Origin of the sequence: Streptomyces sp. NBC_01465 (assembly GCF_036227325.1) — a bacterium.
Lineage (GTDB): Bacteria > Actinomycetota > Actinomycetes > Streptomycetales > Streptomycetaceae > Streptomyces.
This window is the reverse complement of record NZ_CP109467.1, coordinates 3,094,631-3,120,142: the sequence shown is the minus strand read 5'-3', so window position 1 is coordinate 3,120,142 and position 25,512 is coordinate 3,094,631. Positions and strand designations below refer to the sequence as shown.

Here is a 25,512-nt window from a genome sequence, read left to right as displayed (position 1 = left end):
GGACGGGGCCGCGGTCCTTCACGTTGTGCGCTCGCGCACCCCGGGCCGCAATGACCGTACACGCGACCGCAGTTGGGTGAACCACGGCCTCGCCGCCAGCGCCAGCAGTACGACCCCCGCGGCGGTACCCGCCCCCGCCATGGCCGGCAGCGGCAGGCGGGAGGATGTTGACGGGTCCGTGGCCAGGCCCCATACGGGCCAGGCCGTCGCGGCGACCCGGCCCTCGATGGCGTCGGCGGGCAGGGTGCCCGAGCGGGTGGAGAGGTAGGCCCGGGAGTCGACCGCGATACTGCGGGCGTCCGCGAGGAGGAAGACCCGGCCGGTCGGGACCGTGATGTCGAAGGCGCCGTACGCGGAGTGATCCCCGTGGGCGTACGGCTCGTCGAGGCGCGTGCCGTTCACCGTGACCGAGCCGTCGCGCGTGCCCTGCACCCGCTCTCCGCCGAGGCCGATCACCCGCACCGTGTACCGGTACCCGTCCGGCGCCCCAGGCCAGTCGCCGCGTACGACCACGACGTCGCCGTGCCGCAGATCCGCGCCGTGCGCACCGGCGGTGTCCACCAGGACCTGGTCGTCGCCTTCGAAGGTGGGGCCCATCGCCTCCGTGCCGACGAGGTGGGTGTCGTAGCGGAGAGCGAAGAACAGGCCGGTGCCCAGCGTGAGCAGCAGTCCGGCGAGCGCCATCAGAGTGCGGCGGGAGAGATTGCGGCGGGAGGGATTACGCACGGTGGAGATCCTCGGGTCGGGGGCGGAGACCGGTGACGAACGCGCCGACCACTGCCGCGCTCAGCACGGCGATCAGCACGGCGGGCCCAGCGGCGGTGAGCGTGCCGCCGTACCAGCCGGCGGAGGCGCCCTGCAGGAGCAGTACGGCGTTGCCCGCGAGCGCCCCGGTGAGCAGGGCCAGGGCGAGCACCAGGCTGAGCGGGGCGAGGAGTTGGAGCCACTGCACGGCGCGCAGGGTGCGGACCGGCACGCCGAGCACAACGAGCGCGGTGACGTCCCTGCGCCGCTCGGACGCGCGGCCGATCGCGCTGATCAGAAACGCGGAGGCGCCGAGCAGGAAGGCGATCCACACCCCGCTGTCGATGGTGCCCCGGTGTACGCGGTAGTCCTCAAGACCGTCCAGGTCCAGGTCGCCCGCCCGCGCGGTCGCCGCGGGTGCCACCTTGGCGAGGGCGGAGGCGAACTCGTCGGCTGCGGCAAGGCTTCCGTCGATCCGGAACTGGATACGGGTGTCCTCGGTGATGCCGAGGGCCGGTACGGGGCCGGTGGACAGCAGTGCGGGACCCGACACGAAGGCTGCGGCGCGCCCGAGGTCGAGGGTGGGGCCCGAGGCCTTGAGCGTGGTCAGCGCGGAGGACTTGTCCTCTGCCTCTGCCCCGGTCCCGGTGCGGAATTTCAGCTCCAGGCCCTGCGGCAGCGTCAGTTCACCCTGTTGTGCGATCCGGTAGACGTGGCCGTCCGCGCACTCGGGCAGCGGGCGGCCGGTCTGTTCGCGGACGGTGGCGCAGTCCGCGGTGACCACGGTCGCGCCGAAGGCCCGTACCCAGTCCTGCGCAGTCTGCGGCTCGGTGGCCGGGGCCTCCTGCGGGTGCACGCTGGACTGCCAGGCCCAGCGGTGGTCCGCGGGCAGTTTCCAGAGCCCGGCCCGGTCGGCGGGCGCGGCCTCCCGCGCTTCGACGCCCACGGTCATGGGCCCCGTGCGCAGGCTGGACGCCACCTCGTTCTGGTGCAGTACGCCCGCTCCGACGCAGGCCACCAGAACCAGCAGGACCAGCCCCGACAAATGCCAGGTCAGCCCCGCGGACTCGTGCTCGACCCGGCGGGCCGCCAGCCGTACGGCCAGCGGACCGCGCCCGCCGCCGATCCAGCGGGCGGCTGCGCCGAGCAGGGGACGTACGGCGAACAGCACACCCACGGAGGCGAGGAGGATCCCGGCGATCAGCAGCACCCCTTGGGTGCCACTGGCCGGACCGCGTGGCGGGCCGTCCGCCAGGGCGTCGGACACGACGGGGAACCCGATCAGTCCGATGCCCAGCGCGAACGGCAGCGCGTGCCACCAGCCGGCTCTCCGGTCGGCGCCGTCGAACCGGGCCTCGACGGGGCGGGCCAGCGCCTTCGCGGTGTTCTTGGCGCCGATCGCCCCGGACGCCACGGTGACCAGGACGAACGCCGCCACCGCGAGCGGCACGGTCAGCCGTGACGAGGCGGCGTACCAGCTGAAGCCGATCACGCCGGAGGGCCCCACCCAGCGGTTGACCACGCCGTACAGGGCGAGCCCCGACAGCGTGCCCAGCGCTCCGGCCACCGCCGACTCCCCGGCGGCGAGCCGCAGCACCCGGCGCGGGTCCATGCCGACGAGGCGCAGCGCGGCATAGCGCCTGCGGCGGGTGGCGGCCGACAGCCGGGCGCACACATTGAGATAGATGACGCCGGGCGCCACCACGATGAGAGCCAGCTCGTACGGTACGAGCGAGAACCGGTCCCGCACGGCCACGTCCGCGCTCAGCCCGCCCCAGCCCCTGGCCTCGGCGCGGTCGCCGAGTCGGTCGGAGGTGACGCCGATGTACGCGTACAGGTCATCGGGGCCGAGCAGTCCCGCGGGCCGCACCTGTCCGATACGACGGCCGGGCACGAGCGCCGCGAACGCCCGGTCTGCGGCGGCCCGTTCGGCGGCGGGCGAGAGGATCGCCTCGCCGGGCTTCGGGAGTCGGGAGAGGCCGGGCGGCAGCGGGGAATCGGGGGCCGCGTCGGCGATCAGGACACGGGTGAAGCGCTGCCCACCCCAGGAGCTCTGCACCAGGCTGTACGAGAATTTCCGCCCGTCGGCGTCGGTGTTGGTGTTGGCGTTGGTGTTGGCGTCGGCCCGCCCGGCGGTCGAAAGGGGCATGCGGGCCGAGGAAGTGGCGGCGCGTTCGTCGAGAGTGCCCGGCATGGACGCGATGAAGGCGAGCACGAGAACGCCCACGCAGATCCCGGCGATCATGAGGAGTTGGCGCAGCAGCCCTGCGGCCCCGCCGCCGCGCAACACCCGCCACAGCAGTCGCAACCCACTCATGAGGCGTCCGCGGTAAGGGAGTTGACCACCACTGCACCGTCGAGGAGCTCGACCGTGCGGCCCGCGCGAGCGGCGAGGTCACGGTCGTGCGTGACCAGCACGATGGAGCTGCCGGACTCCTTGGCGAGGTCGAGGAGCAGGTCGGTGACGGTCGCGCCGTTGGCGGTGTCGAGCGCGCCGGTCGGTTCGTCGGCGAAGACCACGGCGGGCCGGTGGGCGACGGCCCGCGCCACGGCCGCACGCTGCGCCTGCCCGCCGGAGACCTTCGCCGGACGCTTGCCCGACTGCGCGCCGAGCCCGAGCCGCTCCAGCAGCTCGTCCGTACGCCTGCGCCGCTCCTTGCCCGCCACCCCGGTGAGTTCGAGCGGCAGTTCGATGTTCTCGCGCAGGGTGAGTTCGGGGACCAGCTCGGCCGACTGGAAGACGAACCCGAAGGACGTCCGGCGCAGCGCGGAACGCTCCTGCTCGCCGAGCCCGACGATGTCCGCGCCCCGGAAGGAGACCTTGCCCGCGTCCGGACGGAGCAGCCCGGCGAGGCAGTACAGCAGGGTGGTCTTGCCCGAGCCGCTGGGCCCGACCAGGGCCACGGTCTCACCCTCCGACACCGTCAGGTGTACGCCGTTCAGGACCTGGGTGTCCTTGAAGGCGTGGCAGAGCTTCTCCGCGACGAGCATGCGTGTCCATTTCGATGGGGTACGGTCGGCCGGGCCGGGGCGGGCCGTCTGATTCACGGCCCGCCCCGGCTTCACCGGTTGTGTCGTTGCCGCCGGGGTCAGCGACTCATGTACTCACTGGTGCACTTGTCGACGCCCCAGCTGTTGTAGCGGCAGGTCTGGACGTAGCCGTCGTTGACATACAGCGCGGCGGGGTCGTAGACGACCTTGTCGCCGTACACGTGGGTGCCGTTGCCACCGCTGGCGCGCCACAGGGTGGTGTAGCCGTAGCCCGACACCTTGCCCTCGAGCTTGGCGGAGTTGCCGTCGGCCTCGTCGTCGTAGAGGTTGCCGTACACCTCCATGCCGCCGTGGTCGGTGCCCTTCGGGTTCCAGTACACGCTGCCGCTGATGTGCGCGTAGGTGTTGCCGACCCAGATCGAGCCGTTGCCGTTACGGGCGAGCGCGGCGCTCGCACCGCCGAGGACGACCGCCGTCGTGAGCGCACCGACGGCGATGCGTCTGCGTATGGCCTGCTTCATGAAATCCCCTCCTGAAGAACCGGATGGTGAACATCGGGTGACGTTCGTCTGCAGACTTTCGGCCGCCTCGCTTCGGCCCCGCAATGGCCAGGTGGCCACAAGTCGGCCTCCCGGCAAGGTGGAGACAGCGTGATCGAGCCATGGTTCAATCTGCGTGATCGCAAGGAAGACCGCCGGACCCGACCAGTCCACAGCGGTTCACGAGGGGATTCCTTCATGCGTGTGGGTCTGGCTTGCCCTGATCAATCTGAACGCCGCCAGCTGTACAGGCTGTTGCGGCGCAGGGGATTTACGGTGTTCGCGGCGGAGAGCGCGGAGCGGGCGACGAGTACGGGCGTGGATGTGCTGGTGCTGAGCGGGACGGGGCAGGCCCCGCTGGCGCACCGGCCACCGGCATCGGTGCCGACGGTCCTGGTGACGTCCTGGGGCGAGCACAGCAGCCAGGCGCAGGTGCCGTCGCCGGCTTCCCGTCTCAGCGTCGTACCGAGGGAGTTGGTGGACGGGTGTCTCGCGGACGCCGTACGCCTGGTGGCCCTCGGCTACTGCGTGATCCCGCCGAGCGAGACCGCGGAGGCTGCCGCCACCGGTATGCGCGACGGCTTCGAGCACACAGGGAAGGAGGCGAAGAGCGCGGAGACAGCACTCGCGCAGCGTCTCGAAGCCGTACACGAGGGCATTCGCCGGGGCCTGAACAACCGCGAGATCGCCGGCGAACTGAACGTCAGCGTCTCCACGGTGAAGGCGCGGGCCGCTGCTCTCTACGCCCAGCTCGGCGTCGCCAACCGCGTGCAGGCGGCGGCCTGGCAGGTGCCGCCCGCTCCTGCGGCGGACGCGGACAGCGTCGGGCGACGTTGACATCGTCCTGCGCCGAGCCGAGAAATGCTGATCATGGCTTCGCACCTACTCGGCTGCTGTGGAGCGCTGGATATCGAGTGAACCCGGGGCTCGCGCCGCTCCGGGCGTACAACGCGGCGATGCCGAGCCCGTGCTGTACGAGGCTCGGCATCGCGGGGGTGCGGCGCTACTTCCTCTTGTGGCCCGTCACCTTGGCGATCCACGTGATGAAGTCCGCCGCGTCGTCGTTCGCGCCGTGGGCGCCGTCCCAGTACATGAGGGAGCTGACGTCGTCGCCCAGGTCGGCGGCCGCCGCCGCGAGGTTCGCGACGATCACCGGGGAGCTGTCCGTGTCGTTCGTGCCGACCCGGATCCACCAGTGCTTCGAGCGGCCCGGGTTCTTCTGGGCCAGGTGGTGCATCGGATTCATCAGACGGAGCTTCTCGGGGATGTCCGATGCGAGGCGCTTGCTGGTCAGGCCCGTGGTGTCGTTGTCCAGGGCGTACTGCGTGAAGTGCCGGGCAGAGGTGGTGCCCAGGCCGTACTCGTTGTTCTCGCCCGCCGACAGGTCGAAGGCGTCGAACGCCGGGGTCGTCTTCTTGCGGGCGCCCACGTGCGTGACGTAGTCGGACCAGGTGAACGTTGCCTTGGACCCGGACCACGTGATGAAGGTGTTCGCCGCCAGGTACGTGGTGCGGTCGGCGTCCGACAGGGCCGCCAGGTACTTCGTGGCCGCCGGCTGCATGTACGTCTTGACCAGGTACTCGTCGTAGTTGCGAGCCGTCAGCCTGCCGAAGTGGTGCAGGCCCGGCAGCTTCAGCGACGCCTGGTGCTCCGCGAACTGCGACTGCAGCGCCTTCGCCACCGTCTGGTCGACCACCGCGCCCGTCGGCTGCGTCTTGCTGTCGCCCCAGCAGAACTCGTAGGCCGCGTCGGCGTGTTCGAGGTCCGTGATCGGGCACCAGGCACCCACCGCGAAGATCGCGTCGCCGGCGTGGGCCGCGCCCGCCTCCTTGAGGTACGACTCGTAGATCTTGCTGTCGCCGGACGCGCCCAGCAGGGACGACAGGGCGCCGCCCGCGCTCACACCCGTGGAGACGATCCGGTCCGTGTTGCCGGGGATGCGGCCCTTGTTGGCGCGGACGTAGCGGACCGCCGCCTTCAGGTCGACTATCGCCGCCGGTGCCGTGCCGTAGTACACACCGGAGGAATCCGTGAGGCTGCGGCCCCGCGCTCCCGGTTCCACTACTACGTAACCCGCCGCCAGGCCCAGCTTCGGCATGCTGATCTGCTTCGCGCCTCCGCCTCCGCCTCCACCTCCGCCCGGACCCGTACCGCCGCCGGGTGCGCCGCCACCGCCCATCTCCATCGTCGACTGGCCCACGCCCGTTGCGGTCGCCACCGACGACGGGAAGTAGCCGCCGATCCCGTTGGCGAAGACGATCGGGGCGTCCGTCGCATCCACCGTCTTGCCGTCGATCTTCACCGGGACGCTGACCACCAGGGACTGGTGCGTGTCGTCCGACGGGTTCGTGACGTACGTGATCGGGCCGTAGAAGTGGTACTCCACCTCCTTGTCGCCCGCGTCCGTCGTGATCGTCTCCGTCACCGTCTTGTACGCCGTCCTGTCGAAGACCAGGGTCCCCGATGCGCCCTCTGCCGACGCCTGCCAGCCGACGCCCGTGCCAATCGCCGCCACCCCGGCGGTCGCTCCGATACCCATGACTACGGTCCTGCGCTTCATTGCTGAATTCCTTGCTGTGAGGGGGAGTTGGAGGTCTTGGTCAGCCCGATGTCGTGGACACGGGCTGTGCGAGGGCCGGGCTCAGAGCCGGCTCCTGTTGCTTGATCAAGGTGGTCAGCGCCACGAACACCGTCGCGAGCACACCCGCGATCGCGAACGACGCGAAGCCCCACCCGTTGCTGCCGCCCGCGACCAACTGGCCGCCCAACCACGGTCCGAACACCGCCCCGAAGCGGCCGATGCCCGAGACCCAGCCCACCGCCGTCGCCCGGTTGCCGTCCGTGGAGCGGGCCGCGACCGCCGCGTAGACCATCGCCTGCGCGCTGAAGAGGAACAGGCCCGTCAGGAAGACGTCCACGTACGTCAGCGCCAGCGGCATCCGCACCGCGAGCAGTGCGATGCCCGCCGCCGTCAGTGCGAACCAGACCGTGGCGACCTTCGGCGCGCCGAAACGGTCCGAGAAGCGGCCCGCGACCAGCATCCCGACGATGCCTCCGAGGTTGATGACGACCACGAAGGAGAGCGAGGAGCCGAGGTCGTAGCCCGCGCCGCGCATCATCGTCGGCAGCCACTGGCTGACTCCGTACACCAGCAGCAGACCGAAGAACGACGTCAGCCAGAACAGGCCCGTCGTACGCCACAGGCCGCCTCGGAAGAGCGCGATCACCGCGTCCCAACGCCCGCCGGAACCAAGGGCGTTCGCCTTGGGGGCCGGGAGCTCGACCTCGTACCGCGCCGCCAGCGCCCGCGCCTCCTCCGTGCGGCCCTTCGCCAGCAGGAAGCTCATCGACTCCGGCAGGAACTTGGCGATCAGCGGTACGCCGATGAAGAGCGGTGCCACGCAGATCCAGTACGCGATCCGCCAGCCGCCCGCCTGTGTCGTCCAGATCCCTACGAAGCCCGACACGATGCCTCCCGCCTGGTGCGCGGTCATCAGCGTGCCGACGATCAGCGCGGTCCGGCCGCGCGGGGCGTACTCCGAGACCATCGTGATCGTGGTGGGGAGGAGGCCGCCGAGGCCGAGGCCGGCGATGAAGCGGGCCCAGCTGAAGACGCCGAGGCTGCCTGCCACCGCGCACAGGGCGGAGGCGAGCGAGAAGACCGCGGTGCTGGCCAGGATGACCTTCTTGCGGCCGATCCAGTCGGTGACGGTGCCCGCGGACAGGGCGCCTATCAGCATCCCGAAGGTGGCGTAACTGCCCAGGTCACCGGCCTTCGCCGGGGTGAGGCCGAGCGCCTTCTCGGCCAGCATGTTGGGGAGCACGGAGCCGTACACGAACATGTCGAGGCCGTCGAAGAGGACGACCATCCAGCACAGGCCGACGACCAGCGCGGCCATTCTGGCGCCGCGCGTGAGCGGTGTGCGCGGGGCGGGGGAGGGAGACATCGTTGTGTCCTCTCGTCCGGGGGACGGGTCCCTTGGCGGGATCGGGGGAGGGGGGTCCGCTTGACGGTAGGGAGCGGTCGAGTAATCGTCAACGGTTTTGTTAACAATCTCAGAAACGAGTTGTCCCCCTGGCGTGGAGGACCCCCCCGCCCGCCGTCAGTCTTCGAGCGGAGGCGTGCCGTGCGTGTGGAACGACTCGATCGTCTTCAGGCCCCAGGCCTGGCCTTTCTTCCGCTCGTTCTCGGTCCATGTGACCAGCGGCCAGTCGGGGGCCAGGACGAGGCGGGTGAGCGGGTTGCAGAGCTCGACGCGGTTGCCGCCGGGCTCGTAGACGTAGAGGAAGAACGTCTGCTGGATCGCGTGCTTGTGCGGGCCCGTCTCGATGAACACCCCTGTGTCCAGGGCGAGATCGGCCGCGCGCAGGATGTCCTCGCGGGTGTCGGTCGCGAAGGCGATGTGGTGCAGGCGGCCCTGCGTGCCCGACCAGTCCTCGGTGTAGACGACGTCGTACGACTTGTTGCTGAAGGTCAGCCACTGGGCGGCGATGCGGCCGTCGTCGAGGCGGATCTGCTCGGTGGGGCGGGCGCCGAGTTGGTCGCGTATGAAGTCGCCGTTGGGTTCGACCGAGCGGGCAAGGAAGTTGACGTGGTCGAGGCGGCGGACCGCGACCCCGTGGCCCGGCTTGGCCTGCGGCTGGTTCTTCAGGCCCGGCCTGAGCTCGGGCGGGGCCTGGTACCACTCGCTCTCCCAGTACAGGGCGATCTCGTGCCCGTCCGGGTCGGTCGTGACGTACAGCTTGCCGATGCCCGGTTCGCCCTCGGTCCAGCGGCCGGGGCGGCCGCTCGCCTCGATCTCCTTGACCCGGCGGTGCAGCGCCTCCTCGCTGGAGGTGCGCAGGGCCGTGCGGCGGATGCCCGAGGTGGTGTGGGGGGTGAGGGTGATGCTGTGGTGCTCGTAGTCGTCCCAGGTCCGGAGGTGGATCGAGTCCCCGGTGTGGCCGTTCTCGGTCAGGCCCAGGTACTCGATGAAGAACTGGACGCTGGCTTCGAGGTCGGGGGTGAGCAGTTCGGCGTGGCCGAGGTGGGCTATGTCGCCGAGCGGCGGGGGCATGTGCGGCTCCTTCAGGGTTGGGCGGCAGGGCGTGCGAAGACCGTGCCGTCGAAGATCTTTCGTGCGGTACGGACCACGGCGGTGCGGCGCGCCGCCGGCGGGGGTCCTGGCGCGATCTCGGTCTCGATGTCCAGGTGTCCGGTGGGGTGCTCGATACGTATCAGGCCGCCCTGTGAGCCCGATGAGGACAGCTGTGCGATGCCCTCGGCGACCGAGCCGGGGATGCGCAGTCCGGCGGCGACGCTCGCCGCGCCCAGGACGCCGATGGAGGTGTGGCAGCGCACCGGGATGAAGGTGCGGGTGGTGACCGCACCGCCGTCTCTCGGCGGGGCGAGCAGAGTGAGCTTGGGCACGGTTGTCGTACCGACGTCACCCAGGCCCATCAACTTGCCTGCTGCCAGGCGGAGTTCGTAGAGGCGGGCCGCGAGGTCCTGGTTCTGTTCCAGGGCTGCGGGGTCCTCGTAGCCGGTGACCTTCAGGTCGGACGCGGCGATCAGTACGGTCGGCATCCCGTTGTCCACGCACGTCACCGGCGTACTGGCGATCACGTCACGGGCCCTGCCCGTCGGCAGCAGCGGGCCCGCACCCTGCGGGAACTCGATCACCACCGCCGCCGCGCTCCCCGGCACCCCGGAGATCGTGGCGGAGCCCTCGTACGCGACACGCCCTCCCGGCGTCGGGAAGGTCGCGGTGGCGAGGTCGCCGGTGTTGAGCATGCGGATACGGACCGAGGTCTGCGCGCCGCCGGGGGAGACCAGGCCGCGCTCCACGGCGAAGGGGCCGACCCCGGCGAGGAGGTTCCCGCAGTTCTGGCGGTCCGTCACCTCCGGTCTGTCGACGCCCACTTGGAGGAAGAGATAGTCGACGTCCGCCCCGTCGTGCGGCGACGCTGACACCACCGCCACCTTGCTGGTGAGGGGATGTGCCCCGCCGAGCCCGTCGATCTGGCGCGGGTCGGGGCTGCCCATGACGCGGAGCAGCAGGTCGTCGCGTACGGCGGGATCGGCGGGGAGGTCGCCGGCCAGGAAGTAGGCGCCCTTGGAGGTGCCGCCGCGCATCAGCATGCAGCGGACCTCATGCATGGTGCTGCCCGTTGGCGGAGTACTCCTCGTACGTCTGGTAGGTCACGCCGAGCCGTACGAGCGTCTCGCGCAGCCCGTAGCGGTCGAGCCCCAACTGGCCCTCCTGGAAGGCGTATCGGGCCGCAGCCTCCTTCGCCTCGCGCGCCTCGCAGGCCACGACCGCCTCCGCGGTGTGTTCGCGCGGGACGACCACGACCCCGTCGTCGTCGGCGACGATCGCGTCGCCGGGGCGGATGATCTGCCCGCCGATCACCACCGGCACGTTCACCGAACCGGCGGTCGCCTTGACGCTCCCCTGCGGGGAGACCGCCGCCGACCAGCCGGGGAAGCCCAGTTGGCGGAGCTCGGAAGTGTCGCGGATACCGGCGTCGATGACCACACCGCGCACCCCACGGTGCTCCAGCGCGGTGGCGAAGAGCTCGCCGAACAGGCCGTCCGTACAAGGGGATGTGGTGGTGACGACCAGGATGTCGCCCTCGCCGCACTGCTCGACGGCCGCATGGATCATGAGGTTGTCGCCGGGCCAGCACAGCACGGTCACCGCCGTGCCCGCGATCCGTACGTCCTGCTGCACCGGGCGAAGGCCGAGCCCGAAGCTGCCGGTGCGGCCGAGCGCCTCGGAGACCGTGGCGGTGCCGTACGCGGACAGCTGCGCGACGTCCTTCGCGGACGCCTTCGGGGGGTTGGTGACGATGACGCCGCTCATGCCAGTTCCCTCGCGATCTCCGGGTAGGGGCGCATGAAGGCCTCGGCCATGGTCTTGTGGGCCAGGCCCAGATTGGGTCCCGCGTTGCGCTTGAGCTGGACTCCCCTGCGGACCGCGAGATCCGTGTAGTACTCCCACAGGTGCTGCTGGGCGCCCAGGCACTCCATGGCCTTGCGCTTGGTGTCCCACACCTCGGTGATGTCGAGGAGGACCTCGGGCTTGAAGCCGCTCATCTCCGGCTGGTGCGGCTCGAAGTAGAAGACGGGCGGGGCGCCGATGATCTCGCCCTCGCCCGGGTAGCCGATGGCCTGGGCCAGGATGCGGGCCTCCAGGGCCATGCGGTTCGCGGCCGGGTGGTCGCCGTTGTACGGGTCGTCGGTCGGGTGCGTCAGTACGACGTCGGGCTGGGTGTCGCGGTAGATCTCGACGAGCCGGTCGGTCAACTCGGCGGTGGCGACCAGCGGATAGTCTCCGGCGTCGAAGAAGAGGACCTCCGCGCCCAGGGCGGCGGCGGCGCGCTCGGCCTCGTCCTTCCGTATCGCCTTGATCTCCGCCAGCTGCTTGCCCTCGCGCCACGCCTTCGCGGACTCGCCGCGCTCGCCGAACGTCAGGCACGCGATCGTGACCTTCTCACCACGGGAGGCGGCCAGCGCGATGGCTCCGCCGGCCCGCCACACGAAGTCCCCGGCGTGTGCGGTGACGACCAGCGTGGATCGTGGAGTGGTGGGCGACTTGCCGTCTGTCATGGGCTGAATCTCCTTGCTGGACAGGAAAGTTGGCCCACCGCCGGACTGCCGGAGCGCTACTCGCGCAACGCGTCGATCACACCCGAGAGGTGGGCACGGACGGCCGCCTCGGCCGCCTGCGGGTCCCTGGACGTGATCGTGTCGATCATGGCCAGGTGTTCACCCAGGGACTGCTGGGGGCGCCCCGGTCGCAGCGCGAGCTGGAAACGGTGGCGCACCAGCTGCCCGTTGAGCCGCTCCAGGAGCTCGGCGGCCACGGGCTGGCCGGAGAACTCCCGGATCAGGGAGTGGAGTTGGTGGTTGAGGTCGGAGTACGTCACCGGTTCGCCGTCGGCGACCGCCTTCTTCATCGCCCGTCCCACGTCCGCCAGTTGGGCGAGCTGCGCGTCGCTGGCCGCGACGGCCGCCTTGGCGGCGCAGAGCCCTTCGAGGGCCACACGGCACTCGGTGATGGCCACCGCTTCCTCGACGGACACCACGCGCACGCGCGATCCCCGGTTACGGATCCGCTCGACCAGACCTTCGGCCGCCAGATCGATGAGCGCCGCCCTGACACTGGCCCGTGTCACACCGAACTGCTCGGCGAGCTCGTTCTCCACCAGCCGCTGGGCCGGTGCCATGTCGCCTTGCAGGATCGCCTGTCTGAGCTGCGCCAATGCCTGCTGCTTGGCCTGCTCTCCGGTGCCTGAACGTGTCTGCTCCGGCATCGCTGCCCTCCCTGGGTGAGTGCCTGTCGAACCTAAATCTAGGGCAACAGGATTGTCAACAATTTTGTCCAAGGTGTACGCGCCGCAGGACGGAGACGGACGGCGACAGACGGCAGGGGCCGGGGAGCTGATCCGCTCCCCGGCCCCTGCCGTAACTCCCGGCGCTGCTACTTCACGTACGCGATGCCGTCCGTCGTCACCGTCGGCCGGCCTGACGTGCCGACCACGACGATCTTGACCGTGTGCTTGGCGGCCGTGGACCAGGTCTTGGTCCAGATCGCCTGGCGGTAGAGCGTCGTCGAGGACTTGAGGTCCACCGTCGACACCTTGACCCCGTCGACGTACACGTACGCCTGACCCGAGGTCGACGCCCGCGAGACCACCCAGGCCACCGAGCGTCCGGTGAACGTCCAGGTCAGCGCGGCGTTCTTGGTGCCGGACGAGTACGAGGCACCGCCCAGATAGCTGGTCGACTTCTTCGCCGCCCAGGTGCCGGAGCGCGTGGCCGAGGTCTCCTGGGTGATCACGGCCGTACGGGAGACCGAGGTGGTCAGGTAATTGCCCGCCGAGTCGGTCGCCTTCAGCGTGTACGTGACGGCCGTCGCGGGCTTGGCCGTGGTGCCCCACGAGGTCACCGTCGGGCCGAACGTCGCCGCGTGCGGGGCGGTGGCCGCCACCGACTTGAGGGACGCGTTGTCGGCGGCCTTCCAGGTCATCGCCACCGGGATCGAGGTGGAGGTGAGCGTGCCGCCCCGCAGCCGTACGTCCAGGGGCGTCGTGTACGTCGGCTTGGTCGTGTCACCCGTGACCGAGGCGGCCGCCGAGATCGACGTCTTGCCGTTGATGTGCGTCGCGCGGATCTGGACCGCGTGCTTGCCGGCGGCGACGGTGATCGGCGCCGAGCGCGTGGACCGGCTTACCGAGGCGACCGTCTTGCCGTCGACCAGGACCTCGAAGCCCTTGATCACGGCGGTCGGTGTCGCGGTCGTCCAGGTGACGGTCGAGGCGCCCTTCGTGTACGTCGGCGAGACCGTCAGCGTCGGCGCGGCGACCGGTCCTGCCGCGTAGGCGCGGATCGTGGGCAGCTTGTTGTAGAGGTTGATGCCGGGGCAGGCGGTGGCATAGCCGTCGCGGTGTCCGGAGATGGGGAAGAAGGTGTACGTCTTGCCCACGGTGAAGTTGGAGCTGCCGCCCGAGCCCGCGACCAGCGTGGCGGTCTTCGTGGACGGATTCGGGTTCACCCCGTACATCCCGAGTTTCCAGGCGGCGACCGCGGCGACCGAACCCAGCATCGAGGTGGAGATCGAGGTTGCGTTGCCCTTGTCGTCGGGGAAGGAGCCGAGGACGGCGATGCCCGTGGAGCGGGTGTTGAAGCCGCCGGTGTGGGCGCCGATGATCGGCAGGTCCATGCCGCCGTAGCGGCCCTCGAAGATCGTGCCGCACTTGTCGACCAGGAAGTTGTAGCCGACGTCGCGCCAGCCGTTGCTCTTCACGTGGTACGTGTACACCCAGCGCACGATCGACGCCGAGTCCTTGCAGTCGTACGTGGCCGCGGTGTCGGTGTGGTGGACGAACACCGCGTTGATCTTGTCCGAGTAGGCCGGGTCGCCAGCCTCGCGGATCTTCTCGTCGGCGCCCCAGCCCGCCCGCGTCACGATCGTCGGCTTGACCACCGTGGACTTCGGGGCGGTCGGACGGGTCGACGTCGGGGAGGGGCTCGTGGAGGCCGACTTGGAGGGCGTCGGGGACGCGCTGGTCGCGCTCGGCGTCGGGCTCACCGACGGCGGGGGAGAGACGTCCGACGGAGACGGGCTCGGCGAGTCCGAGGGCGTGGGGGATGCGGAGGTGTCGGTCGGGTCGGGGGTCGGGGAGTCCGTGGGGTCGGCGTCGACCGCGTACGCCGCGGGAGCCATCGCCACGTTCACCGAGGTCTTCTTCTGCGGGGCGTCGCCCACCAGGTCCAGCCGCAGGCCCGCCGGGATGCCGGTCGCGCCGCTCTTGGACGTAACCCTGGCCTGGACTCCGTCGGAGACACCGACGTACAGGGGCGCGCTGCCGCCACGGGCGTTCGGCTCGGCGCCCGCGTCGGGGATGTCGTCGTCGGCGGCCTCGACGCTGTGCCAGTCGGACCAGGCGCCGGTGGAGACGCGATGGGTCCGTACCTCTATGTCCGCATCCAGCTTGGCCTTCGGGCTGGTCCAGGTCACGCCGACCAGGCCGAACTGCTCGGTGGAGCGCTGCGGCAGCGTCAACTTGCCGTCCCTGCCGCTCAGCTGCAGCGCCTGCACGGCGCTGGACACCGGCTTCTGCGCGGCGGGTTTCCCGGCCGACGAACCACCGTCATCGGGAGCGAAGGCGGTGGCGGTCATGATCCCGGCCCCGCCGACGACCACGGCCCCCACCGCGATCCAGACCCTCTTGCGTGCCACCGGTCTTCGGACCGCACGTGTCCCCATGCCCCACCCCTGTGATTGAAGTAAACAAATGTTGCGAGCAGGGACTGTATACCGCGCGGGGGAATGGGCCAGGAACGTGGTGCAGCCATCCAGATGCACCCAACAGCCCCTGGAGCAGGGGGAGTTCGAGCAGCGCTCCGACCGGACCGGAGCGGACCGTGAAAACCTGACGGAATCCAGACCTCCGCATGACCAGGTTTTGGCCGTACGCGGCGTGCCACTGTGACGCACGTCGCTCCTCGCCTGCCCGGCGCTCCCGCGCCGGTCCCCGCCGGGTGTCGCGCCACGGACTGACCAGGGCGGGAGGACGGAGGAGCTTACCCACCACGAGGGCACTTCATACGCCCCAGAGCCAGTCGATCTTCGCCTATGCGGTTGAACTTTTGTTGATCGGGGGTGAGTTGGGGTGGACCCGGGCCTACTCTTCAGAAGGTGAACCAGTTGATGTCCCGCGACTCCGACGACCAGGCCACCACTCTCCTCGGCGCGCTGCCCGACGACCTGCGCACCGAACTGATCGCCTTCCGCCGCGACCTCCACATGCACCCCGAGCTCGGCAACCAGGAGTTCCGCACCACGGCCGCGATCAAGCAGCGGCTCGAGGCGGCCGGGCTCGCACCGCGCGTGCTCGACACCGGCACCGGCCTGATGTGCGACGTCGGCACGTGGGACGGCGTACGGCCCATGCTCGCCCTGCGCGCGGACATCGACGCACTCCCCATTCCGGACACCAAGGCCGACTGCGCCTACCGCTCCACGGTCCCGGACCGCGCCCACGCCTGCGGCCACGACATCCACACGGTCACGGTCCTCGGCGCGGCCCTCGTCCTGGCGGACCTCGACCGCCGGGGCCTGCTCCCGAACGCGGTACGCCTGATCTTCCAGCCGGCGGAGGAGGTCCTGCCCGGCGGCGCCCCCGACGCCATCGACTCCGGGGTCCTGGACGGGGTCGGCAAGATCATCGCGGTGCACTGCGACCCCAAGGTGGACGCGGGCCGCATCGGGCTGCGTACGGGACCGATCACGTCGGCCTGCGACCGGCTCGAGATCACCCTGGACGGCCCCGGCGGCCACACGGCCCGCCCCCACCTCACCACCGACCTCGTCACCGCGGCGGCGAAGGTCGTCACAGAGGTCCCCGCCCTGCTCTCCCGCCGCATCGACGCCCGCTCGGGCCTCGCGCTGACGTGGGGCCGCATCGAGGCGGGCCACGCGTGCAACGTGATCCCCCAGCACGCCGAACTCTCCGGGACCGTACGGTGCCTGGACCTCAAGGCGTGGCACGACGCCCCCGACCTGGTCCACGCGGCGATCGTCGAGATCGCGGACCTGCACCGGGCGAAGTCGGTCGTCGAGTACATCCGGGGCGTGCCCCCGGTCGTCAACGACCCGGCCGTCACTCAGCTCCTGCACGACGCGATGACGGCCCGGCGCGGGGCGTTCTCGGTGGAGGACACGGAACAGAGCCTGGGCGGCGAGGACTTCTCCTGGTACCTGGAGAAGGTCCCGGGCGCGATGGCGAGGCTCGGGGTGCGGACGCCCGGGGACGGTGCGCGGGGAGATCTGCACCGGGGGGACTTCGACGCGGACGAAAAGTCCATCACGGTCGGTGTCGAACTCTTCACGGCTGCGGCACTGTTGGACGGCGAATACTGAGGTCGGTACTGATTCGTCCGGCTGGTTCACCGGGACGTAACCGGCGGTCGGCACGAATCGGTAACGGCACCGTCAAACCACATTCCCAGGACCATCTACGCGCGTTACGCTGCGCCGAAATCAGCGCCCAGAGCGGCGCGTTGGATGAAGGAGCTTCCGTTGCGCCGTATATCCAGGCTGTCCGGAGTTGCTGTGGCGGTCGCCGCCATGGCCCTCGCAGCTTCCGCTTGTGGAAAGACCAGCACCGACGACTCGGGCTCGAAGCCGTCCAACGGCAGCACGGGCGCCTCGACCGGCTACAAGGGCAAGGGTATCGGCCTCGCCTACGACATCGGCGGCAAGGGCGACCAGTCATTCAACGACGCCGCCTACGCCGGGTTCGAGAAGGCCGAAAAAGACTTCAAGATCAAGGGACTTGACGTCGAGCCGTCCGCCAGCGAGTCGGACGCCGACAAGATCCAGCGGCTGACCACCCTCGTCCAGCAGGGCTACAACCCGGTCATCGGGGTGGGCTTCGTCTACGCCAACGCCGTGAAGGCGGTCGCGGCCAAGAACCCGAACACCACCTTCGGCATCATCGACGACTCCACCATCAAGCTCCCCAACGTCGCCGACCTGGTCTTCAGCGAGGAGCAGGGCTCCTACTTGGCGGGCGTCGCGGCCGCCAAGACCACCAAGACGAAGACGGTCGGCTTCATCGGCGGTGTCGAGACCCCGCTCATCAAGAAGTTCGAGGCGGGCTTCGCCCAGGGCGTCAACGACACGGACAAGTCGGTCAAGGTGCTCAAGCAGTACCTGACCCAGCCGCCGAACTTCGACGGGTTCTCCAAGCCGGACCTCGGAAAGGCCGCCGCCCAGGGGCAGTTGGACAAGAACGCGGACGTCGTCTACCACGCGGCCGGCCTCGCGGGCCAGGGCGCGATCGAGGCCACGGCCGCCCGTAAGAAGTGGGCGATCGGCGTCGACTCCGACCAGTACAACCAGAAGGCGCTCGCCGCCTCGAAGGACTACATCCTCACGTCCATGACGAAGGACGTCGGCGGTGCCGTCTACTCCCTCGTGAAGTCGGTCGTCGAGGGCAAGCCGCTCTCCGGCGAGCAGCGCTTCGACCTGAAGTCGGGCGGGGTCGGCCTGGCCGCCTCCAACCCGAAGTACGCGGCGATGAGCGATGTGGTCGCTGCCGTGGAGAAGGCCAAGGCGGCGATCATCGCCGGAACGATCACGGTCAAGACCGCGCCGTAACAAGATCATTGGGCGGGCGGGGCGCGGGGTCTTGGACCCCGCGCCCCGCCCTCTTTGCTGCCCGTAACAGGTGTATGCGACACGTACGCGCGGTGAGACACAGCCCGATAACGGGTGGACTTGGGGGGTTTTATGTTCTGTCTACGCGCGTTACGCTGCGGCGGAGCCAGCGCCTGTACGGCGCAGTACCGAAGGAGCACTTCCCTATGCGCCGGGTTTCTCGAATAGCGGTTGCAGGCGCTGCAACCACCGCCCTCGCCCTCGCCCTCTCTGCCTGTGGCGGTACGTCCACCGACTCGGCCGGCAGCAGCAGCAAGGCCGGGGACGCCAAGGGCGTCGCCCTCGCGTACGACGTCGGCGGCAAGGGCGACCAGTCCTTCAATGATGCCGCCTTCGCCGGCATGCAGAAGGCCGAGAAGGAGCTCAAGGTCAGCGGCAAGGACGTCGAGCCGTCGGCCGGCGAGTCCACCGCGGACAAGGTCCAGCGCCTCGAGTCCCTCGCGCAGGCCGGCTACAACCCGGTCATCGGTGTCGGCTTCGTCTACGCGGACGCCGTCAAGCAGGCCGCCGCGAAGTACAAGAACGTCACCTTCGGCATCATCGACGACGAGACGATCAAGGCCGACAACGTCGCCGACCTCGTCTTCAGCGAGCAGGAGGGCTCCTACCTCGCCGGTGTCGCCGCCGCGAAGACGACCAAGACGAACACCGTCGGCTTCATCGGTGGTGTCGAGACCCCGCTGATCAAGAAGTTCCAGGCGGGCTACGAGCAGGGCGTCAAGGACGCCTCCGGCGGCAAGGTCAAGGTCAAGTCGCAGTTCCTGACCCAGCCCCCGAACTTCGACGGCTTCTCCAAGCCCGACCTCGGCAAGGCCGCTGCTCAGGGCCAGCTCGACGCGGGCGCCGACGTGATCTACTCGGCTGCCGGTCTGGCCGGTCAGGGCTCCATCGAGGCCGCGGCGACCGCGGGCAAGTGGGCCATCGGCGTCGACTCCGACCAGTACAACCAGTCGGCCCTCGCCAAGTACAAGGACCACATCCTCACTTCTGTGACGAAGTCGGTATCCGATGCGGTGTTCAACCTCGCCAAGTCCGTGCAGGATGGCAAGCCCGAGACCGGCGTCGTCCGCGCCGACCTCGCTTCCAACGGCGTCGCGCTCGCCACTTCCAACCCGGCCTTCACCAAGATGACGGCCGTGCAGGCGGCGGTCGAGCAGGCGAAGAAGGACATCGCGAGCGGCAAGATCACGGTCAAGACCACTCCGTAACCACAGCGATACGGCCGTGGAACGGGGCACAGGAAGGATCGCCTTCCCGTGCCCCGTTCTCAACGGCCCGGCAAGAGCTCCGTTGAAGCAGGGGACCTACGCGCGTAGACAGCCCCTTTCCCGAGGAGAGTGCGCTATCAACGCGTCCACCAGCCCGCCGGCCCCGGCTTCCGGCACGGCACTCGCCGTGGAACTGACCGGCATCACCAAGCGGTTCCCCGGCGTCGTCGCCAACCACGACATCCACCTCAGCGTCCGCAAGGGCACCGTCCACGCGCTCGTCGGTGAGAACGGCGCCGGCAAGTCGACGCTGATGAAGATCCTCTACGGCATGCAGAAGCCGGACGAGGGCACCATCGCCATCGACGGCGAGCAGATAGCCCTCTCCACCCCGGCCGACGCGATCAACCGCGGCATCGGGATGGTCCACCAGCACTTCATGCTGGCGGACAACCTGACGGTCCTGGAGAACACCGTGCTCGGCAGCGAGAAGCTGCACGGCATCGGCGGGGCCGCCCGTAAGAAGATCAAGGAGATCTCCGAGCGGTACGGGCTCGGGGTCCGCCCCGACGTCCTCATCGAGGACCTCGGTGTCGCCGACCGTCAGCGCGTGGAGATCCTCAAGGTCCTCTACCGCGGCGCGACGACACTGATCCTCGACGAGCCGACCGCGGTGCTCGTGCCGCAGGAGGTCGACGCGCTCTTCGACAACCTGCGCGAGCTCAAGTCCGAGGGCCTGTCGGTCATCTTCATCTCGCACAAGCTGGGCGAGGTCCTGTCGGTCGCCGACGAGATCACGGTCATCCGGCGCGGTACGACGGTCGGCACGGCCGTCCCCGCCGAGACGACGCCGCGCCAGCTCGCGGAGCTGATGGTGGGCAGCGAGCTGCCGACGCCGGAGACGAGCGAGTCGACGGTCACGGACAAGCCGGTGATCCAGGTCGAGGGCCTGACTCTGGCCGAGGACGGCATCCGTGCGGTTCCGAAGGAGAGTTCGCTGAAGGGCATCGCGCCCCTCGACCACTACAAGCCTGCGGGCCCGGAGGTCGGCAAGCTTCTGCTCGACGACATCTCGTTCACCATCCACGCCGGCGAGGTCATGGGCGTTGCGGGCGTGGAGGGCAACGGCCAGACCGAGCTGATCGACGCGCTCATCGGCCTGAAGCACGCGGACGCGGGCACCATCCGCTTCCTCGGCGAGGACATCACCGGCCGCCCGACCCGCGCGCGCCGTGAGGCCGGCATCGGGTACATCCCCGAGGACCGCCACCGCCACGGCCTGCTCCTCGAAGCCCCGCTCTGGGAGAACCGGATCCTCGGTCACGTCACCGAGCGCCCCAACTCCAAGGGATTCTGGCTGGACCCCAAGTCCGCCCAGGAGGACACCCGCCGCATCGTCAAGGAGTACGACGTCCGTACTCCCGGCATCGACGTCACCGCGGCCTCCCTCTCCGGCGGCAACCAGCAGAAGCTGATCGTCGGCCGCGAGATGAGCCACAAGCCCCGCTTCCTGATCGCCGCCCACCCCACCCGCGGTGTGGACGTCGGCGCGCAGGCGCAGATCTGGGACCAGATCCGCGAGGCGCGCCGCGAAGGACTCGCGGTCCTGCTGATCTCGGCAGACCTGGACGAGCTCATCGGGCTCTCCGACACCCTCCGGGTGATCTACAACGGCCGCCTGGTCGCGGACGCCGACCCGGCCACCATCACCCCGGAAGAACTGGGCTCGGCGATGACCGGCGCCGCTTCCGGCCACCTTGAGCACGTCGAAGACGATGCCGAAGCTGCCGCAGAAGACGGTGAGGTCCGATGAAGAAGTTCTCCAAGGAGCGCGTGATCCTCGCGCTCGCCGGACCGGCCATGGCACTGGTGATCGCCGTCGCGCTCACCTCGGTCATCCTGCTGGTCTCGGGCAAGAGCCCGATCGAGCCGTACACCCTGATGTTCCAGCAGGCCGGGTACTCCGACGTGCAGGTGCTGATCATCAACCAGGCCGGGATGTACTACCTGGCCGCCCTCGCCGTCGCCATCGGCTTCCGGATGAACCTCTTCAACATCGGGGTCGACGGCCAGTACCGCCTCGCCGCGATGACCGCCGCCGTCGTCGGCGCCTCGGTCTCGCTGCCCAGCTTCCTGCAGATCCCGATGCTGATCGTCATCGCGATGCTCACCGGCGCCTTCTGGGCCGGCATCGCAGGCGTACTCAAGGTCACCCGCGGGGTGAGCGAGGTCGTCGCGACGATCATGCTCAACACCATCGCGTCCAGCCTCATCGCCTGGCTGACCCTCACCGACAACCTCGGTGTCGCGGTCGGCAACAACCAGACGACCGGCATCATGTCGAAGTCCAGCTGGTTCCCCGGCATCTCGATGGGCGCGGCCGGCAGCATCTACGGCTTCGTGATCGTCGCCGTCGTCATCGGCTTCCTGTACTGGCTGGTCCTCAACCGCACCCGCTTCGGCTTCGACCTCCGCGCCTCCGGCGCCTCCGAGTCGGCCGCCGCGGCGAGCGGTGTGAACTCCAAGCGCATGGTGCTCACCGCGATGCTGCTCTCCGGCGGAATGGCGGGCCTCGCGGGCATGCCGATCCTCCTCGGCGACACGCACACCTTCGACCTCACCTTCCCGAGCACCATCGGCTTCACCAGCATCGGCATCGCGCTGCTCGGCCGGAACAACCCGGTCGGCATCGCCTTCGCCGCCCTGCTCTGGGCCTTCCTCGACAAGGCGTCCCCGGCGCTCGACTTCAACGGGTACCCGAAGGAGATCGCGGTGATCATGCAGGCCCTGATCGTCATCGCGGTGGTCGTCAGTTACGAGGTCGTACGCAACTGGGGCACGCGCCGCCAGCAGCAGCGCGTCGGCGAGGAACTGGCCGCGGCCGCCCGCCGCAAGAAGAACTCCGACATCGCGAAGGAGGTGGCGGTCTGATGGCTACGGCAACCGTCGCCGGGACGCCGAAGGCGAAGCCCGGCAAGCCCGTCCGATCCAAGCTCACCCTCCCCGTTCTGATGCTGCTGATCGCGGGTGTGCTCGCGCTCACCTCGCTGGTGCGCATCATCACCGGCGCCGACGGCATCACCGACGTCGGCCAGATGTCCACCGCCCTGCAGCTCGCGGTGCCGATCGGCCTCGCCGGGCTCGGCGGTCTGTGGTCCGAGCGCGCGGGCGTCGTCAACATCGGCCTCGAAGGCATGATGATCCTGGGCAGCTGGTTCGGCGCCTGGGCCGGTTACCAGTGGGGCCCGTGGGTCGGGCTGCTCCTCGGCATCCTCGGCGGTGCGCTGGGCGGACTGCTGCACGCGGTCGTCACGGTCACCTTCAAGGTGAACCACATCGTCTCCGGTGTGGCGATCAACATCCTCGCCCTCGGCATGACCCGCTATCTCTCCAAGTTCGCCTTCGAGGGCAAGGAGGGCGGCTCCTCCAAGCAGTCGCCGCCGGTGGACGCGCTGGGTTCCTTCACGGTGCCGGGTCTTGCGGACTGGCTGTCCACCCTGAACCACAAGGGCTGGTTCCTGATCTCGGACATCGCAGGACTGCTCGGCGGTCTGGTGACCAACGTGTCCTGGCTGACGGTGATCGCGATCGCGCTGGTCCCGTTCTCCTGGTGGGCGCTGTGGCGTACGTCCTTCGGTCTGCGGCTGCGCTCCTGCGGTGAGCACCCGGTCGCGGCGGAGTCCCTGGGCGTCAACGTCTACAAGTACAAGTACCTGGCCGTGATCATCTCGGGCGGCTTCGCGGGCCTCGGCGGCGCGTTCCTCTCGATCGTCTCCGCCAACTTCTACCTGGAGGGACAGACGGGCGGCCGTGGCTACATCGGTCTCGCGTCGATGATCTTCGGCAACTGGATGCCGGGCGGACTGGCGCTCGGCGCCGGCCTCTTCGGCTACACCGACAGCCTCAACCTGCGAGGCGGCGGCACGAACGTGCACGCACTCCTCCTGCTCCTGGTGATCCTGCTCGCCTTCGCGGTGGCCTGGCTGATCTGGAAGCAGAGGTACGTCGGCGGGCTCGTCACGGCGGCGGTCGCGGCCCTGGTGCTGACCTGGTACCTGTTGACGGACGAGGTGCCGAGCCAGTTCGTGACGGCCACGCCGTACGTGGTGACCCTGCTGGTCCTCGCGCTCTCGGCGCAGCGGTTGCGGATGCCGAAGGCGGACGGGATTCCGTACTACAAGGGCCAGGGCAAGTGACGGACGAGGTCGACTGGGACGCGCTGCGGGCCGAGGCCCGCACGGCGATGTCCCGCGCCTACGCCCCGTACTCGGGCTACCCGGTCGGCGCGGCTGCGCTGGTCGACGACGGCCGTACGGTCTCGGGCTGCAACGTGGAGAACGCGTCGTACGGGCTCGGGCTGTGCGCCGAGTGCGGGCTCGTCTCCACGCTGCAGGCCACGGGCGGCGGGCGGCTGACGCACTTCACGTGCGTGGACGGCGCGGGCGCGGTGCTGATGCCGTGCGGGCGCTGTCGTCAGCTGCTGTACGAGTTCGGGGGCCCGGAGCTGCTCCTGGAGACCTCGTCCGGGGTCCGCACCCTGGCCGAGATGCTCCCGGACGCGTTCGGTCCGCAGCATTTGGTGTGAATTCCGACCAGGCACCCCTTGTACTGGGGGTGCCGGGTCTGTTCGTATAGATGATCTACGCGCATAGATGCGCGTGGACAGCTCCTCCGGAAGGAAGCCCGCTCCATGACCATGGACGCCATCTCCGTCATCCGCACCAAGCGCGACCGCGAGCGGCTCAGCGACGAGCAGATCGACTGGGTCATCGACGCCTACACGCGCGGCGAGGTCGCCGACGAGCAGATGTCCGCCCTGGCCATGGCGATCTTCCTCAACGGCATGGACCGCGCGGAGATCGCCCGCTGGACCGCCGCGATGATCAACTCCGGGGAGCGGATGGACTTCTCCGCGCTGCCCCGCGTCACCGCCGACAAGCACTCCACGGGCGGCGTCGGCGACAAGATCACGCTGCCGCTGGCCCCGCTCGTCGCGGCCTGCGGGGCGGCTGTTCCGCAGCTCAGCGGGCGTGGGCTTGGTCACACGGGCGGCACGCTCGACAAGCTGGAATCGATCCCCGGATGGCGTGCGGACATCTCCAACGAGGAGATGATGCGGGCCCTGACGGACGTCGGCGCGGTCATCTGTGCGCCCGGCAGCGGCCTCGCACCGGCGGACAAGAAGCTCTACGCGCTGCGCGACGTGACGTCGACGGTCGACTGCATTCCGCTCATCGCGTCCTCCATCATGTCGAAGAAGATCGCCGAGGGTACGGGCTCGCTCGTCCTCGACGTGAAGGTCGGCTCCGGTGCCTTCATGAAGGAGTTCGCGAAGGCGCGCGAGCTCGCCGAGACGATGGTGGGCCTCGGCAAGGACCACGGCCTGCACACGGTCGCGCTCCTCACCGACATGTCCACGCCGCTCGGCCTGACGGCCGGCAACGCGCTCGAAGTCCGGGAATCGGTCGAGGTGTTGGCGGGCGGCGGCCCGTCGGACGTCATCGAGCTGACCCTCGCCCTGGCCCGCGAAATGCTGGACGCGGCGGGCTTGAAGGACGCGGACCCGGCGAAGGCGCTCGCCGACGGCTCGGCGATGGACGCCTGGCGCCGGATGATCGCGGCGCAGGGCGGCGACCCGGACGCGGCGCTCCCGGTGGCCCGCGAGACGCACGTCGTCACGGCCCCGTCCACGGGCGTCCTGACGCGCCTGGACGCGCTGGGAGTTGGCGTCGCGGCATGGCGGCTGGGTGCGGGCCGGGCGCGCAAGGAGGACGCCGTACAGATGGGGGCGGGCGTCGAGATGCACGCCAAGCCGGGCGACGTGGTCCTGGCGGGCCAGAAGCTGCTGACCCTCCACACGGACACCCCGGAGCGCTTCCCGTACGCCCTGGAATCCCTGGAGGGCGCGTACGACATCGCCCCCGCGGGAACGGAGTTCACGGCGGCCCCGATCCTGCTCGACCGCATCGCCTGATCAGGATGTGAGACCGGGGGAGGGCGCGGCGATGAGTTCCGCGCCCGCCCCCGGTCTGCACCCATGTGAAGGCCACCGAACTGCCAGTCCTCGTCATCACCCGCCCGGTGACCCGGGAGGACGTCCCCTGCCTGTGCGAGGAGTTGAGGATCCTCCTGCACGGCACGGGGGCGCCCGAGGTGATCTGCGACGTGGGCGTCCTGGTCGCCCCGGACCTGGCAGCGGTCGAGGCGGTGGCCCGCCTCCGCCTGACAGCCCGCAGACTCGGCAGCACGTTGCGCCTGCGTGACGTACCACCGGGCCTGAAGGCGCTGCTGGACCTGGCCGGGCTCGGGACCTGACGG

22 protein-coding genes are annotated in these 25,512 nt (G+C 69.7%); 10 read left to right on the top strand and 12 right to left on the bottom strand.

The genetic code is table 11. The features are described 5' to 3' along the window. Nucleotides 1–18 precede the first annotated feature (18 nt). From lepB to OG707_RS14485, 4 genes are all read right to left on the bottom strand, one after another. Nucleotides 19–726 carry a signal peptidase I gene (gene lepB / locus OG707_RS14500; protein WP_329118184.1) on the bottom strand — a complete coding sequence of 236 codons (708 nt, stop codon included), beginning with the start codon at nucleotides 724–726 and terminating at the stop codon, nucleotides 19–21. Further along, entirely contained in the window at nucleotides 719–3,061 is a 2,343-nt protein-coding gene (locus tag OG707_RS14495; RefSeq protein WP_329118182.1) for an FtsX-like permease family protein, read from the bottom strand. Before OG707_RS14495 ends, lepB begins: the two co-directional genes overlap by 8 nt. Continuing rightward, nucleotides 3,058–3,735 carry an ABC transporter ATP-binding protein gene (locus OG707_RS14490; protein WP_329118180.1) on the bottom strand — a complete coding sequence of 226 codons (678 nt, stop codon included), beginning with the start codon at nucleotides 3,733–3,735 and terminating at the stop codon, nucleotides 3,058–3,060. The genes OG707_RS14495 and OG707_RS14490 overlap by 4 nt, the downstream gene beginning before the upstream one ends. Before the next feature lie 98 nt (nucleotides 3,736–3,833). Next, nucleotides 3,834–4,256, bottom strand: a complete 423-nt coding sequence (locus OG707_RS14485; RefSeq protein WP_329118178.1) for a hypothetical protein — start codon at nucleotides 4,254–4,256, stop codon at nucleotides 3,834–3,836. A 294-nt stretch (nucleotides 4,257–4,550) separates the two neighbouring features. Here OG707_RS14485 and OG707_RS14480 point away from each other — a divergent pair, with 294 nt between their 5' ends. Continuing rightward, a complete protein-coding gene (locus OG707_RS14480; protein ID WP_329118176.1) occupies nucleotides 4,551–5,111 on the top strand; it encodes a response regulator transcription factor in 561 nt (186 codons plus the stop codon). A gap of 166 nt (nucleotides 5,112–5,277) precedes the next feature. Here the strand turns inward: OG707_RS14480 and OG707_RS14475 are convergent, their stop codons facing one another. The 8 genes from OG707_RS14475 to OG707_RS14440 form a co-directional block, all read right to left on the bottom strand. After that, nucleotides 5,278–6,813 carry a subtype B tannase gene (locus OG707_RS14475; protein ID WP_329118174.1) on the bottom strand — a complete coding sequence of 512 codons (1,536 nt, stop codon included), beginning with the start codon at nucleotides 6,811–6,813 and terminating at the stop codon, nucleotides 5,278–5,280. A gap of 61 nt (nucleotides 6,814–6,874) precedes the next feature. Next, nucleotides 6,875–8,221: an MFS transporter gene (locus OG707_RS14470; RefSeq protein WP_329118172.1), complete on the bottom strand. Its 1,347-nt coding sequence runs from the start codon at nucleotides 8,219–8,221 to the stop codon at nucleotides 6,875–6,877. A gap of 156 nt (nucleotides 8,222–8,377) precedes the next feature. Further along, entirely contained in the window at nucleotides 8,378–9,331 is a 954-nt protein-coding gene (locus OG707_RS14465) for a catechol 2,3-dioxygenase (protein WP_329118170.1), read from the bottom strand. Between the two features lie 11 nt (nucleotides 9,332–9,342). Further along, nucleotides 9,343–10,413: a 4-oxalomesaconate tautomerase gene (locus tag OG707_RS14460; RefSeq protein WP_329118168.1), complete on the bottom strand. Its 1,071-nt coding sequence runs from the start codon at nucleotides 10,411–10,413 to the stop codon at nucleotides 9,343–9,345. Then, nucleotides 10,406–11,119 (bottom strand): 4-carboxy-4-hydroxy-2-oxoadipate aldolase/oxaloacetate decarboxylase, encoded by a 714-nt coding sequence (locus OG707_RS14455; RefSeq protein WP_329118166.1) that lies wholly within the window; start codon nucleotides 11,117–11,119, stop codon nucleotides 10,406–10,408. The genes OG707_RS14460 and OG707_RS14455 overlap by 8 nt, the downstream gene beginning before the upstream one ends. Next, nucleotides 11,116–11,865 carry a PIG-L deacetylase family protein gene (locus OG707_RS14450; protein ID WP_329118164.1) on the bottom strand — a complete coding sequence of 250 codons (750 nt, stop codon included), beginning with the start codon at nucleotides 11,863–11,865 and terminating at the stop codon, nucleotides 11,116–11,118. Before OG707_RS14450 ends, OG707_RS14455 begins: the two co-directional genes overlap by 4 nt. Nucleotides 11,866–11,921: 56 nt before the next feature. Beyond that, nucleotides 11,922–12,572 carry a GntR family transcriptional regulator gene (locus OG707_RS14445; RefSeq protein WP_329118162.1) on the bottom strand — a complete coding sequence of 217 codons (651 nt, stop codon included), beginning with the start codon at nucleotides 12,570–12,572 and terminating at the stop codon, nucleotides 11,922–11,924. A 167-nt stretch (nucleotides 12,573–12,739) separates the two neighbouring features. Then, on the bottom strand, nucleotides 12,740–15,028 hold the full coding sequence (locus OG707_RS14440; RefSeq protein WP_329118160.1) for a peptidoglycan recognition protein: 2,289 nt from the start codon (nucleotides 15,026–15,028) through the stop codon (nucleotides 12,740–12,742). A gap of 444 nt (nucleotides 15,029–15,472) precedes the next feature. Between OG707_RS14440 and OG707_RS14435 the strand changes: the two genes are divergently transcribed. The 9 genes from OG707_RS14435 (at nucleotide 15,473) to OG707_RS14395 (ending at nucleotide 25,509) form a co-directional block, all read left to right on the top strand. Beyond that, on the top strand, nucleotides 15,473–16,684 hold the full coding sequence (locus OG707_RS14435) for an amidohydrolase (RefSeq protein WP_329127797.1): 1,212 nt from the start codon (nucleotides 15,473–15,475) through the stop codon (nucleotides 16,682–16,684). A gap of 159 nt (nucleotides 16,685–16,843) precedes the next feature. After that, a complete protein-coding gene (locus OG707_RS14430) occupies nucleotides 16,844–17,926 on the top strand; it encodes a BMP family lipoprotein (RefSeq protein ID WP_329118158.1) in 1,083 nt (360 codons plus the stop codon). A 206-nt stretch (nucleotides 17,927–18,132) separates the two neighbouring features. Beyond that, entirely contained in the window at nucleotides 18,133–19,194 is a 1,062-nt protein-coding gene (locus OG707_RS14425) for a BMP family lipoprotein (RefSeq protein WP_329118156.1), read from the top strand. A 136-nt stretch (nucleotides 19,195–19,330) separates the two neighbouring features. After that, entirely contained in the window at nucleotides 19,331–21,007 is a 1,677-nt protein-coding gene (locus OG707_RS14420) for an ABC transporter ATP-binding protein (protein ID WP_329127795.1), read from the top strand. Next, nucleotides 21,004–22,125 (top strand): ABC transporter permease, encoded by a 1,122-nt coding sequence (locus tag OG707_RS14415; RefSeq protein WP_329118154.1) that lies wholly within the window; start codon nucleotides 21,004–21,006, stop codon nucleotides 22,123–22,125. Before OG707_RS14420 ends, OG707_RS14415 begins: the two co-directional genes overlap by 4 nt. Next, nucleotides 22,125–23,390 (top strand): ABC transporter permease, encoded by a 1,266-nt coding sequence (locus OG707_RS14410; protein ID WP_329118152.1) that lies wholly within the window; start codon nucleotides 22,125–22,127, stop codon nucleotides 23,388–23,390. Before OG707_RS14415 ends, OG707_RS14410 begins: the two co-directional genes overlap by 1 nt. Next, nucleotides 23,387–23,779: a cytidine deaminase gene (locus OG707_RS14405; protein WP_329118150.1), complete on the top strand. Its 393-nt coding sequence runs from the start codon at nucleotides 23,387–23,389 to the stop codon at nucleotides 23,777–23,779. The genes OG707_RS14410 and OG707_RS14405 overlap by 4 nt, the downstream gene beginning before the upstream one ends. Nucleotides 23,780–23,890: 111 nt before the next feature. Beyond that, the gene (locus OG707_RS14400; protein WP_329127793.1) at nucleotides 23,891–25,168 is read left to right on the top strand and encodes a thymidine phosphorylase; all 1,278 of its coding nucleotides are present in this window, start codon (nucleotides 23,891–23,893) and stop codon (nucleotides 25,166–25,168) included. Nucleotides 25,169–25,233: 65 nt separating this feature from the next. Continuing rightward, entirely contained in the window at nucleotides 25,234–25,509 is a 276-nt protein-coding gene (locus OG707_RS14395; RefSeq protein ID WP_329118149.1) for an STAS domain-containing protein, read from the top strand. Nucleotides 25,510–25,512 lie beyond the last annotated feature (3 nt).